The following is a 13,345-nucleotide window of genomic DNA, read 5'->3' on the forward strand; positions in this document are numbered from 1 at the left end:
TTTAGCTTTAGTATTTGTATTTATCTGTAAAGTGCTTTTAGATTTATTCTTAAAGACAGGTCTTGGATACACTCTAAAAGGTGTTGGTGACAACTCTCAAATGATTAAATCTTTGGGTATAAATATTGGTTCTATAAAAATATTAGGACTTATGATTTCAAATGGACTTATAGCTTTATCTGGTAGTTTGATGGCTCAATTCTTAGGATTTTCAGATGTAAATATGGGTATTGGAACTTTAGTACTTGGAATTGCTTCTATCATAATTGGTATTACATTATTTAAGAAATTCACTTTTATTAAAGATACTACTGCAATAATTGTTGGCTCTTTCATATACCAATTCACTATATACTTTGCAATGAGTTTAGGTATGCTATCAACTGATTTAAAACTGATAACTGCCATAGTTATAATAGCTTTCTTAGCTACTGGTAACTTAAATATCTCACTAAAAAAAAACAAGTACAAAGCTAGTACCAAAAATAAATCTGAAAAAAGAGGTGTTATAGATGTTACAAATTAAAAATCTTTCAAAGAGTTTCCCAAATCCATACGGTCAACCTAATACTATATTTGAAAATTTATCAATTGACATAGAAGATGGTGAATTTGTAAGTATCATAGGTAGTAATGGAACTGGTAAATCCACTTTATTAAATATAATATCGGGTCTTATAAAAGAATCTTCTGGTCAAGTATTATTAAATAAACACAATCTATCTAATTTAGCTGAACATAGAAGAACTCAAATAGTAAGTAGAGTTTTTCAAGACCCAAGTTTAGGAACTTGTCCTTCTATGACAGTTAGAGAAAACTTATCCTTGGCTCTTAATAAAGGTAAGTTATTGAATCTAAAAAAATGTCTTCGTTATAAAAGAGATTTTCTAGAAAATTTATTAGAAGGAGTTTCTCTGGATTTAAAAAAATACCTAGACGTACAAGTACAATTTTTATCAGGAGGTCAAAGACAATCACTTTCACTAATTATGTCATGCTTAACAAGCCCTTCAGTTTTATTACTTGATGAACATACAGCGGCACTTGACCCAAAGACATCAAATGAAGTAATTGAATTAACTGATAAGATTGTAAGAAAAAAAAATATAACTACCCTTATGGTAACTCACAACTTAAAGCATGCTCTTCAGTATGGAGATAGATTGATAATGCTCCATAAAGGTGAAGTTGTCTTAGATGTAAAGGGAAAAGAAAAAGAAAAATTAACAGTTGAAGAAATATTAGAAAAATTTGAATATGCAGTTTAAAAGTATCTATTATGATAATTTAATTTTAGCTTAGTTACAAGTTAGTTTATTTATAAAATAATTTTAAAGTCATAACATTTTTAGCAATACTACAACAATTCATATGAATATATGAACATATATAACAATAAAACTTTTGAGGGGGATATAAAAATGATTAATAAAAAAAGATTGGTAAGTTTAATTTTAGCTGGTGCTCTTGGAGTATCTATGCTTACAGGATGTTCACAAGGTGGAGACTCTGGCAATTCTAAACAAGAAAATAGCTCTAAAGATAAAGAAGTGAAAAAAATTGGTATAACTCAATTGGTTGAACATCCAGCATTAGATGCTACTAAAACAGGATTTGTAAAAGCCTTAGAAAAAAATGGATTTAAAGATGGAGAAAATATTGATATAGATTTCCAAAATGCTCAAAATGATATGCCTACTACACAAAGTATTGCAAGTAAATTTGCATCTGATAAAAAGGATTTAATATTTGCCATATCTACTCCATCTGCTCAAGCAGCGTACAATGCAACTAAGGATATACCTATACTTATAACTGCTGTCAGTGACCCTGTTTCTGCTGGCTTAGTTAAATCAATTGAAAAACCAGGTGGAAATGTATCTGGAACATCAGATTTCGTTTCTGTGGAAAAAGGCTTAGAACTTCTTAAAATATTTGCTCCTAAGGCAAAAACTATAGGAGTTATGTACAATACTAGTGAAGTTAATTCAAAAGTTCAAGTGGATGCTTTAAAAGAATATGCTTCTAAAAATGGTTTTAAAGTTGTTGAAAAAGGGATAACTACTTCAAATGAAGTCAATCAGGGAATTTCTAGTTTAGTTGGTAAGATAGATGTTTTATATGTTCCTACTGACAACTTAGTAGCTTCTTCTATGCCTATAGTTTCTAAAATAGCTACTGAAAATAAGATTCCAGTTATAGCAGCTGAATCTGGTCCAGTTGAAAAAGGTGCTCTTGCTTGTCAAGGTATAAACTATGAAAAACTTGGTTACAAAACAGGTGAGATGGCTGTTAAAATTTTAAATGGTGAATCAGTTTCTGATATGCCTGTAGCTACATCAGATGATACAGATATCATTGTTAATGAAGATATATTAAAAGCTTTAGGTATGGAAAAACCTTCTAATGAAAATATTTCTTATGTAAAAACTAAACAAGAATAAATATAATAGATTTTTATGAGGGAGTGGTCAAAATGAAGTCCAGTAAGTTGATAAATTTAATTTTAATTGGTGTTCTTAGTGTATCCACCATTACAGGTTGTTCTAAAAATAATGAGGATGATTCAAATAAATCATCTGATAAAAATAATGAAATTAAAAAAATTGGTATTACTCAATTGGTTGAGCATCAAGCTTTAGATGCATCTAGAGAAGGATTCATTAAAGCTCTAGAAGATAATGGATTTAAAGATGGTAAAAATATAGAAATAGATTATCAAAATGCTCAAAATGATATGCCTACTACACAAACTATAGCTAGTAAATTTGTTTCTGATAAAAAAGATTTGATATTTGCTATATCTACTCCATCTGCTCAGGCAGCATACAATGCTACTAAAGATATACCTATACTTATAACTGCTGTAACTGACCCTGTTTCTGCTGGATTTGCAGATTCTTTAGATAAACCAGGTAAAAATGTTTCTGGAACTTCCAATTTTACACCTATTGATAAGAGTTTAAAGGCTCTTGATATACTCATCCCACAAGCAAAGACTATAGGTGTTATATATAATACTAGCGAGGTAAATTCTAAAGTTCAAGTTGATAACTTGAAGAAATATGCAAATGATAAAGGCCTTAAAATTGTTGAAAAAGGAATTAGTTCTTCTAGTGAAATAAATCAAGCTGCTTCTAGTTTAATGGGTAATGTAGATGTTATTTACGCTCCTACAGATAATTTACTTGCATCTTCTATGCCTATAGTTTCTCAACTTGCTACTAAAAACAAAATACCTATAATAGCTGCAGAAGAGGGTATGGTAAAAGGTGGAGCATTGGCTTGCCAAGGTATAGATTATGAAAAATTAGGTTATAAGACTGGTGAGATGGCTGTTAAGATTCTAAAAGGAGAATCTAAAGTTTCAGATATGCCTATAACAAGTTTAGAAGAAACTAATTTAATTATTAATGAAGATACTCTAAAGGCACTTTCTATAGATAAACCTTCTGACGAGAATATAGTTTATATTAAAACTGAAAATAAATAATTTGGCTACTCTAATTAATATAAAATATTAAAACAAAGTAAAATTCAATGAGATTTTTGTATACAATCAATATGCCTGTTTCTATGAGTTTTTCAAGACATAAAACAGGCATATATTTTTACTTTTAATACATTATTTATTTAAAGATAGTATGTAAATACTCTTAACTTATTTATATAAATAAGCTTATTTTTCTATTTTCTTTATTACTCTACATGGATTTCCAACTGCTATAGTATTTGATGGTATATCTTTTGTAACCACACTTCCTGCACCTATTACCACATTATCACCTATAGTAACTCCTGGAGTTATAATTGCTCCTCCACCTATCCATGCATTATGCCCTATCTTTACAGGTGAGCCATACTCTATTCCTGAAATTCTAAGCTGTGCATCAATTGGATGATAAGCTGTATAAATTTGAACATTTGGAGCTAACATTACATTATCACCGATTTCAATTTTACATACATCTAAAAAAATACAGTCATAATTTGCAAAAAAATTTTCACCTACATGTATATTATATCCATAGTCACACTTTATGCTTTGTTCCACATTTATTTTATTACCAACTGAACCAAATAGTTGTCTTAAAATATCTGCTCTCTTTTCATACTCATCTTCCAAAGTATTATTAAATAATCTAGTTAATTTTCTACAATACTCTCTCTCTTTTACTAACAATTCATCACTTGCATAGTAACCTTGACCTGACAACATTTTTTCTTTTTCAGTCATATAATTTACTCCTTTTCGTTGTAATTGTACTTAAAGCAAAATAAATATTCCTGTGGAAAATCTAAATAAATGCTGTCTCCCTTCTCAAATCTCATTTTGTTTTTTTCTAATTCTATTTGAATAGGCATACTTTCACTAGATAAATTATGGTTTCTAGCATATATAGTATATGTAAATGGATTTTCTATGATGTTAATTAATTGAAAACATAACTTGCCATCTAAATTTTCACTAGAATCTAAAACCTTAATATGATGCTCTCTGATTCCCACATATTCTATATTATCACCTATGTTTCCAGTTAATGTCAACTTGCATCCCCAATCTGTGGCGTAAATAGTATTTTCATCTATTCTATTTAATCGAGATATATTTTTACATCCTGTTATTTTTGCTTCTATAAGATATTTTGGAAACTCAAATAGTTCTTTTTTAGGTCTTTTGGGAAGACCTTCTCCTTTATTATAAACCATAATATCATCACAAACTCGGTAAGCTTCTTCAATATCATGAGTAACAAACAATATATCTCCCTTATAATCTTTTAACATGTTCATAAGTTCTTTTTCCATATTACTCCTCAAATGATGGTCTAATGCAGAAAAAGGTTCATCTAAAAGTAGTATATCTGGAGATGTAGCTAATGCTCTAGCTAGTGCCACTCTTTGTTGTTGCCCACCAGATAATTGCCAAGGATATCTCCCCTCAAATCCATTTAATTTAAGTATTTCTAAATATTTCATTATTATTTCCTTTTTTTCATCTTTACTTAACTTTGAAAGACCAAGTTCGATATTTTGGCTTACAGTCATATGTGGAAATAATGCATAGTTTTGAAATAAAAAACCAACATTTCTTTCTTGTGTTGATAAATTTATCTTTTTTTCAGAATCAAACAACACTCTTTCATTTAATATAATCTTACCTCTTGTAGGTTTTTCAAGTCCTGCTATACATTTTAATGTCATACTTTTTCCAGAACCAGATTCACCTAAAAATCCTAAAATTCCTTTTTCCTGTTCAATTTTTACTTTTAATTTAAAAGAGGATAAATCTTTTTCAATATCTACATATAAACTCAACTATCTACACCTCTTTCCTATTATTTTCTGCTGGAATTCCGACCAATAATTTAATAATAAAATCATTGCTATAGATATTGCTACAATAATCATAACCCACATCATAGCTTTATTCATATCTCCACCTTCAACTGCAAAAAATATAGCGATTGGCATCGTTTGAGTTTTGCCAGGTATATTTCCAGCTATCATAAGTGTAGCACCAAATTCTCCAAGTGCTCTGGCAAACGACAACACAAGTCCACCTATTATCCCAGGCCAAGCTAATGGTACTGCAATCTTTAAAAAAACTTTCCATTCATTAAGACCTAAGGTTCTAGCAGCAGACAACATATTGTTATCAATTTGTTCAAAAGCTGACCTTGAGGTTCTATACATCATAGGAAAAGATACTACTACTGCTGAGATTACAGTTGCTGTCCAGCTAAATATTAAGGTTTTATCAAAATTCAGTAAAAATTTACCTACAAAGCCATTTTTCCCACATAACAACAATAAAAAGAATCCAACAACTGTGGGTGGCAAAATTAATGGAAGTGTAAATATACCATCTATAAGACCTTTCCACTTACCTCTATAGTTAGCCATAATATATGACACAAATATTCCTATTATAAAAGTTATTATCGTTGACAAAAAAGCTGTCTTAAGTGATATCCATAAAGGTGACCAATCTGTCCCCATTTTTTCCCTCCTTAATTTAAATGGAAATAGTGAAATTAATAAATCTATTAATTTCACTATTTCCATTTTATTATAATATACAATTATTTTCAATTTTCATTTATCTATATACAATTTCTTTTTAATTATATATAAATTATTTTTAAACTTATTCTACTTTTTTATATCCAAATTCCTCAAAAATCTTTTGTCCTGCATCACTTAATAGAAATTCTTCAAATTTCTTAGCAGCATCTGCATTTTTACTAGCTTCAATTACTGCAACTGGATATGTAATAGGTGAATGAGTTTTTTCATCTGTTTTTTCAACTACTTTTATTTTATCATTATTAACAGTATCACTAAAGTAAACGAATCCAACATCTGCATTTCCTGATTGTACCCATGCTAAAACTTCTTTTACATCTTTTGCAAACACTAATTTATCTTTCAATGTATCTTTTAAATTTAAATTAGTTAATACTTCATCTGCATATTTACCTGCTGGAACACTTTCAGCTTCTCCAACTGCAATTTTCTTTACTTTATCTGTAGTTAAGTCTTTCATACTAGATACATCGCTACCAGCAGAAGAAATAAGAACTAAATCATTTTTAACTAAATCTTTCATAGTATCAGAAACCAATAACTTTTCTTCATCTAAAGCTTTCATTTGTTTTTGGCCTGCTGAAATAAATAAATCACATGGTGCACCTTGTTCTATTTGTTGTTGAAGCGAACCTGATGCTCCATAGTTAACTGTAAGTTTTACATTGGAATCAACTTTTTTGTATTCTTCTTCAATTTTTGCCATTGCTTCTTTTAAACTTGCTGCAGCTGATATGTTTAATTCTACTGCCTCACTACTTTTACTTGTTTGTTCTTCTTTTCCATCATCTTTTGGACTTTCTTTACTACTACATCCAACTGTCCCCAAAGTTAAACATGCAACTAGTCCTAATATTCCCAATATTTTTTTCATAATACTCTCCCTTTTTGTAAATTTGATACATATTTTAATTCGTTTTATCATGTTTTATCATGTTTTGTTATGTATAACTTAATTATATATACCTGCTAATAAATTTTCAAGTAAATTATTTATATTACTTTTAAATATTTTTCTACATTTTTCTTTTTTTAATGTTAAAATAACCTTATATGGAGGTGGATTATGGACTCATTATCATCTTTGACACCTGTTGAAGTAGCTGAACTATTAAAAATAACAAAAAATACTGTATATGAATTAATCAAAAGAGGTGAGCTTCCTTCTTACAAAGTAGGTAAAAAAATAAGAGTTGATATTAAAGATGTTGAAGAATATATCAACAATCAGAAAACTGGTAAAATTAAAGATACACATTTTAACAATAAAAATATAGATATTGATAATAATTCTAAAATTATTATTTCTGGTCAAGATGTAATATTAGATATTTTAGCTAGGTCTGTTGAAAAAAAATTAGATAGAGTAAATACATTTCGCTCTTATATAGGCAGTTATAATGCTCTATATGAATTGTATAATGGCAGGGTTTCTATAGCATCATCCCATCTATGGGATTTTGAAACAGATGAATATAATAGTACTTTTGTTAAAAAACTGTTACCAGGAATCCCATGTGTACTTATAAATCTAGCTTATAGAATGCAAGGTTTTTACGTTGCTAAAGGAAATCCTAAGGAAATAAAAAATTGGAAGGATTTAACCAGACCAAATATAACACTTGTAAATCGAGAAAAAGGGGCTGGAACTAGAGTTTTGCTTGATGGTAAACTTAGACTTTTAAATTTTAATGGCACTGATATAAATGGTTATTATAATGAAGAATTATCACATTTAGGCGTAGCAAGCAAGGTTTCTCGTGGTATAGCTGATGTTGGATTGGGCAATGAAAAAGCTGCTCTACAAGTAAACAATATTGACTTTATTCCTCTTCACAAGGAACGCTATGATTTGGTCATAAAAAAAGAAGACTTAAAAAACCCTGTCTACCAAACTATAATTAGTATAATTAATTCAGCTGAATTTAAGGCTGAACTTCAGGGTCTTGGTGGATATGATTTGATTGACACAGGTAAAGTCATAGCAGAAGTTTAAAAATAAAAATCGCAATCTATTTTTACAAGACTTATAAATTAATAGTAAGGTAAATTGCGATTTTTATGTATATCAAAAAACTTAACCTATCAAAGAAACCTATACTATTCGTCTTAATAGTCATATATAGAATTCAATACACTAAACAGTTAAATATATATTAATATATATTTACATAATAGTATTTTTCCTTAATGTAGATTAACGCGTTATGTGTTTTAAATATGAATAATTCTCCTATCTTGTATACATGTGGTAAAATAAATGAGTTTAATAGGTTATATACAAAGTTGCTTTCTTCTTGTATTTTCTCAACTAATAAATTATTAATAAAATTATCTTTTTCATTTTCAATAACTTCACTCCAATTTATTTTAACTTTTAATGTGTATCTTCCTACTAAGTATACACATTCTGCAACAAATAATAACAATACTATATAGTCGGCTCCTCCTGGTTGATATAAACTTCCTGATACTAAGGGTTTAGCAAAAAAGTTATAAAAATTTAAAGTATCTCCTGTATAATCAAAAAATATCAATAGTAATCCCAAAACTCTTAATGCTCTCACATTCAACATGCCTTTTTCTTTATTATTTTTGTTTTTCATATATACTACCTCTCTTTTCGTTAGATTTTGTTATATATAATACTAACTCTTTTATTTGAGGTATAAGTGAATTTAATTGGTAGTTATTTTCATTTTCATAATCAATTAATTCATATTAAACATTTATATTTAATATGAAAAAGGGACTGTCTCAAAATAGAGATAAGCCTCTTTGTCATTGTTGAAATGATGAAAATATAGTTGATTTCATACAAAAAAGAGTGCCTCATGAACTAAAAAGTTCATTTTGAGACACCCCCTTGAAATATACAACTAATTTCTATTAATTAATAATACTACTATCTATAAACTTGAAAATTCTATTGAAATATGTTCTACTATCAGAGTCATATCCAGCGACATGTTCAACACCTTCTATAAGCCATAGCTCTTTTTTATTATGTTTGACTAAGTCATACATTGTTTGGCTATTTTGATAATTACAAACAGTGTCTTTTGTTCCATGTATAAATAGTATAGGAACATTACTCTTTTCGATTGCCTTATATGGCTCTACATCACTATACCAAAATCCAGATTTAAATTTATTATACAAATCTCCACATGCTACTACATAATTTACTAATATATTTGGTATATGTTTTTCTATTACTCCCATTCTAATGGCATCCTTCATTTCAGAATATGGAGAATCTAATATATAAAAATCGACCTCTTGACTTTCTGAATTTATAGCTGTATGCATAGTAGCCGTTCCTGCACCCATAGAAAATCCATGGATTCCCAATTTACCATCTGGGAATTTATTTTTTACAAACTTAACCATACTATCTAAATCATATCTCTCATAAAGACCAAATGTGAAATTATCGCCTCCACTGTTACCAGTATTTCTTTGATTGTAAATCAATACATTATAACCTTTATCTAAGTATTCATATGCTATTTTTAACATTTCATAGTGACTACTTCCAATTCCATGAACAACTATAATAGTATTTTTTGTTTTTATATTTGAATTTATAAAAAGACTTTCCAGTTTGTAATTATTAGAACTTTGTATCATTAACTCCTCTGTCTTGTAGTTTTTTAATTTATCTAATGGTTTATCTTTTCTCTCAGAAAATACTTTTACTACATCCTCTTTTTTTATTAACTGTTCTGAGCCAACTGAGCTATCGTACACCAATTTTCCAAATATGTACGATATGATTAATAGTATTAACAGAAATACAACTGACACAACTATTACCTTATTTGTTAAACTAATATAATTTTTAAAACTATTTTTCATATTTATTTACCATTTAATTTTCCTATATTGTGTTTTTTAAAAGTAATACAATCACTACTTATACTACTCTTATGATTTCTATTATACCTATTAATCTACTAAAATTACAAATTATATTTTTTTAATCATTAATATTTATAAGCTATTACCTCATCTAATAAATATTACTATATACTTTATTGACAAGTACTATCTAAATATTCTTCTATATTTTTCTTCTTCCTCTTCTGTGAATACATTAAATACAACTTTTAAATTTTTCTCATGATTTTCTTTTAACCACAATCTCACCCTATTTACAGCAAGATTAGCTGCTTCTTTTTTTGGATATCCAAATACCCCTGTAGAAATACCACAAAAAACGATATTCTTTATTTCATCAATTTCTCTTATAGTATTTAGAGATGATTTGTAGCAATGTAGTAATTGTTTTTCCTGTTCTTTACTTGGCTGACCACCAGATACAATAGGTCCAACAGTGTGTACTACAAATTTTGCAGGTAGACAATAACCTCTAGTTATTTTAGCATCTCCTGTATATTCTAAATGTCCTTGTTTTTTTATTATTTTGTCACAATCTTCTCTAAGTCTAGGACCTGCACATGAATGTATCTCATTATCTACACATAAATGTAATGGTTGCAGGCATCCCAATAACTTATTATTTGCAGCATTTACTATTGCATCTGCTTTTAAATTAGTTATATTGCCTCTCCATATAGCAATACCTTCCTCTACTTCTTCTATATCATTTACATCTACTAACTCTCTTTCTTCACATTCAATTAACAATAAATTATGTAACATACTCAGTATCTCTGGAGCAATTTCTTTTGGTGGATATACATTAAGAAGTCCTCTAAGTATATCTCTAGGCTTGATTTCATCATTTGATAAATTGTATATTTTAGAAGGAACTTCTTTTGAAAAATATGCAATTAAAGTGTTTATATTTTTCTTTTTTTGTTCGTCAGTTAGAGGTTTGATACTTCTATCAAAATCCTCAAATAAGTTTACATCATCAGCATAATCTCTCCACTTCATAGCTATCTCTCCATTCTTGTATTTTAGAATTATAAAAAATAATTATGTATTATGTACATACTTATTTATTTCTATAAACACTTACATAAATCCTGTTAAAAGTGTAAATTTTTTAATATTAATATATTTAAAGACAAAATATAGAACTATTTTAAGTATTTTATAGAACCCTTTATAGAAATAATATGCTACTTGCTAACACTTTAAACATAAAATTTTTAAATATAATAATTAAAGGCGAAAGTTTCTAAAACTGACACTTTTACACATAAATTTATATACATAAAAACCACTCTAAATCTATATACTCTCTTACCTAGAGTGGTTTTTACACTAAACAACTTTTAAATTTTGTTGGTATTTATCTATATCTGATTTAGAAGCATATACAAAATGACCATCTGAAACCTCAATCCAACTTGATAACTCATCATTTGAACAATTATACATACTAGAATTATATTCCACTCTATTTCTTAGCTTAGCATATCTTGGGTCAGGAATAGGAATTGCAGAAAGTAAAGACTTTGTATATGGATGAATAGGATTATTATACAACTCTTCTGAATCCGCTAATTCTACTAATTTTCCATTATGCATAACTCCTATACGGTCACTAATATGTCTCACCATAGATAAATCATGCGCTATAAACAAACAAGTTAAGTTTTTTTCTTGCTGTAATTTTTTAAATAAATTTACTATTTGTGCTTGTATAGATACATCTAAAGAAGCTATAGGTTCATCAGCTATTATAAACTCTGGGTCTACTGAAAGAGCTCGAGCTATACCAATACGTTGTCTTTGTCCACCCGAAAAGTCAGAAGGATACTTATTTGCATAGCTTCTATCAAGCCCAACTAAATTTAACATCTCATAGACTTTATCCAGTCTTTCTGCTTTATTTTTACAGACACCCTGAATTTTAAGTGGCTCTGAAATTATATCTCCAATTGTCATACGAGGATTTAATGATGAAGTAGAATCTTGAAAAATAATCTGCATACTTTTATTTACATCTTTTTTTACAAATTTATATGCTTTTTTATCTGAGATACAATTTCCCTTATAAATTACCTCTCCACCAGTAGGCTCATGTAACTTTATTATAGTTTTACCAGTTGTAGATTTTCCCGAACCAGATTCTCCTACTAAACCAAATATCTCTCCTTTATATATATCAAAACTTATATCATCAACTGCTTTTACAGTAGTACTTTTATCCAAATGAAAATATTGTTTTAAATTTTTTATTTCTAGTAATTTTTCTTTATTCATTAGAAATCACCCTTCCACCATTTACCCTAACTGGTATATTTATTTTAGGTGCATCTGGATGCAATAACCAAGTTGCTGCACTGTGTGTATCATTAATTTTAAACATTGGTGGCTCCTTTTCATAATCTATCCTAAGAGCATTTTTATTTCTTACTGCAAATGCATCCCCCTTTGGAGGATTTAATAAATTTGGAGGCATTCCAGGTATATTATACAAATACTCTTCTTGTGAATCTAAAGTAGGTAATGAACCTAATAATCCCCAAGTATATGGATGTCTAGGGTCATAAAATATATCTTCTACTGTTCCTATTTCTACAATCTTACCTGCATACATAACTGCTATCCTATCAGCCATAGTTGCAACTACACCTAAATCATGAGTTATAAATATTATTGATAAACCTATTTTATCTTGTAGTTCTTTTATTAAGTCAATTATCTGAGCTTGTATAGTCACATCCAAGGCTGTTGTAGGCTCATCAGCAATTAATACTTCTGGATTACAAGCCAGTGCTATAGCAATTACTATACGTTGCCTCATTCCTCCTGAAAAATGATGCGGAAATTGTTTAAATCTTTTTTCAGGATTATCTATCCCAACTAATTCAATAAGTTCTATAGCTCTTTTTTTAGCTTCACTTTTACTTATGCCTTGATGGATTACTATAGCTTCAGTTATTTGCTTTCCTATTGATATGGTTGGATTCAAAGATGTCATAGGGTCTTGAAATATCATTGATATATCTCTTCCTCTAATCTTTTCCATTTCTTTCTCAGATTTTTTAACTAAGTCCTTTGATTTAAGTAGAACCTCTCCACCTTTGATATATCCATTATATGGAAGTATCTTCATCAAACTTTTACACAATACAGATTTTCCACAACCAGATTCTCCTACTATAGCTAGTGTTTCACCCTTCTTTAGAGTAAAAGACACATCTCTCACAGCTTGTACTTCACCTTCTTCAATTTTAAAGCTTACAGATAGATTATTAACCTCCAATAAATGTTCCAAAAACCATCAACCCCTATGCTATTCAAACCTTAGGGATATATTTTATCCCTAAGG

At 28.8% G+C, this 13,345-nt stretch carries 14 protein-coding genes; 5 read left to right on the top strand and 9 right to left on the bottom strand.

Annotation, left to right across the window (positions count from 1 at the left end):
- The 4 genes from KGF41_RS10585 to KGF41_RS10600 all read left to right on the top strand — a co-directional run.
- The coding region (locus KGF41_RS10585; protein WP_413841488.1) for an ABC transporter permease subunit at positions 1–526 on the top strand (526 nt) is incomplete at its 5' end.
- A complete protein-coding gene (locus KGF41_RS10590) occupies positions 513–1,268 on the top strand; it encodes an ABC transporter ATP-binding protein (RefSeq protein WP_227830168.1) in 756 nt (251 codons plus the stop codon). The genes KGF41_RS10585 and KGF41_RS10590, both read left to right, overlap by 14 nt.
- Positions 1,269–1,421: 153 nt before the next feature.
- Positions 1,422–2,444 (top strand): CD0873 family tyrosine ABC transporter substrate-binding lipoprotein, encoded by a 1,023-nt coding sequence (locus KGF41_RS10595; RefSeq protein WP_227856653.1) that lies wholly within the window; start codon positions 1,422–1,424, stop codon positions 2,442–2,444.
- 32 nt (positions 2,445–2,476) lie between these two features.
- A complete protein-coding gene (locus KGF41_RS10600) occupies positions 2,477–3,493 on the top strand; it encodes an ABC transporter substrate-binding protein (protein WP_227830166.1) in 1,017 nt (338 codons plus the stop codon).
- A gap of 186 nt (positions 3,494–3,679) precedes the next feature.
- On the opposite strand, the gene KGF41_RS10605 is transcribed toward KGF41_RS10600, so the two are convergent.
- The 4 genes from KGF41_RS10605 to modA form a co-directional block, all read right to left on the bottom strand.
- Entirely contained in the window at positions 3,680–4,237 is a 558-nt protein-coding gene (locus KGF41_RS10605) for a sugar O-acetyltransferase (protein ID WP_227830165.1), read from the bottom strand.
- A 5-nt stretch (positions 4,238–4,242) separates the two neighbouring features.
- Positions 4,243–5,319, bottom strand: a complete 1,077-nt coding sequence (locus KGF41_RS10610) for a sulfate/molybdate ABC transporter ATP-binding protein (RefSeq protein ID WP_227830164.1) — start codon at positions 5,317–5,319, stop codon at positions 4,243–4,245.
- On the bottom strand, positions 5,320–6,003 hold the full coding sequence (gene modB, locus KGF41_RS10615) for a molybdate ABC transporter permease subunit (protein ID WP_227830163.1): 684 nt from the start codon (positions 6,001–6,003) through the stop codon (positions 5,320–5,322).
- 148 nt (positions 6,004–6,151) lie between these two features.
- A complete protein-coding gene (modA, locus tag KGF41_RS10620; protein WP_227830162.1) occupies positions 6,152–6,964 on the bottom strand; it encodes a molybdate ABC transporter substrate-binding protein in 813 nt (270 codons plus the stop codon).
- A 192-nt stretch (positions 6,965–7,156) separates the two neighbouring features.
- Here modA and KGF41_RS10625 point away from each other — a divergent pair, with 192 nt between their 5' ends.
- Complete coding sequence (locus tag KGF41_RS10625) at positions 7,157–8,086, top strand: helix-turn-helix transcriptional regulator (RefSeq protein ID WP_227856654.1); 930 nt, start codon at positions 7,157–7,159, stop codon at positions 8,084–8,086.
- A 160-nt stretch (positions 8,087–8,246) separates the two neighbouring features.
- Here KGF41_RS10625 and KGF41_RS10630 read toward each other — a convergent pair whose 3' ends face one another.
- The 5 genes from KGF41_RS10630 to KGF41_RS10650 all read right to left on the bottom strand — a co-directional run bounded on the left by KGF41_RS10630 (position 8,247) and on the right by KGF41_RS10650 (position 13,291).
- Positions 8,247–8,696 carry a hypothetical protein gene (locus tag KGF41_RS10630; protein ID WP_227830160.1) on the bottom strand — a complete coding sequence of 150 codons (450 nt, stop codon included), beginning with the start codon at positions 8,694–8,696 and terminating at the stop codon, positions 8,247–8,249.
- 283 nt (positions 8,697–8,979) lie between these two features.
- Entirely contained in the window at positions 8,980–9,951 is a 972-nt protein-coding gene (locus tag KGF41_RS10635; RefSeq protein WP_227830159.1) for an alpha/beta hydrolase, read from the bottom strand.
- A 189-nt stretch (positions 9,952–10,140) separates the two neighbouring features.
- Entirely contained in the window at positions 10,141–10,995 is an 855-nt protein-coding gene (locus KGF41_RS10640) for a protein-ADP-ribose hydrolase (RefSeq protein WP_227830158.1), read from the bottom strand.
- A gap of 333 nt (positions 10,996–11,328) precedes the next feature.
- Positions 11,329–12,273, bottom strand: a complete 945-nt coding sequence (locus KGF41_RS10645) for an ATP-binding cassette domain-containing protein (RefSeq protein ID WP_227830157.1) — start codon at positions 12,271–12,273, stop codon at positions 11,329–11,331.
- Positions 12,266–13,291, bottom strand: a complete 1,026-nt coding sequence (locus KGF41_RS10650; RefSeq protein ID WP_227856655.1) for an ABC transporter ATP-binding protein — start codon at positions 13,289–13,291, stop codon at positions 12,266–12,268. Before KGF41_RS10650 ends, KGF41_RS10645 begins: the two co-directional genes overlap by 8 nt.
- Positions 13,292–13,345: the final 54 nt, after the last annotated feature.

The organism is Clostridioides sp. ZZV14-6150, assembly GCF_020657875.1.
Classification (GTDB): Bacteria; Bacillota; Clostridia; order Peptostreptococcales; family Peptostreptococcaceae; genus Clostridioides.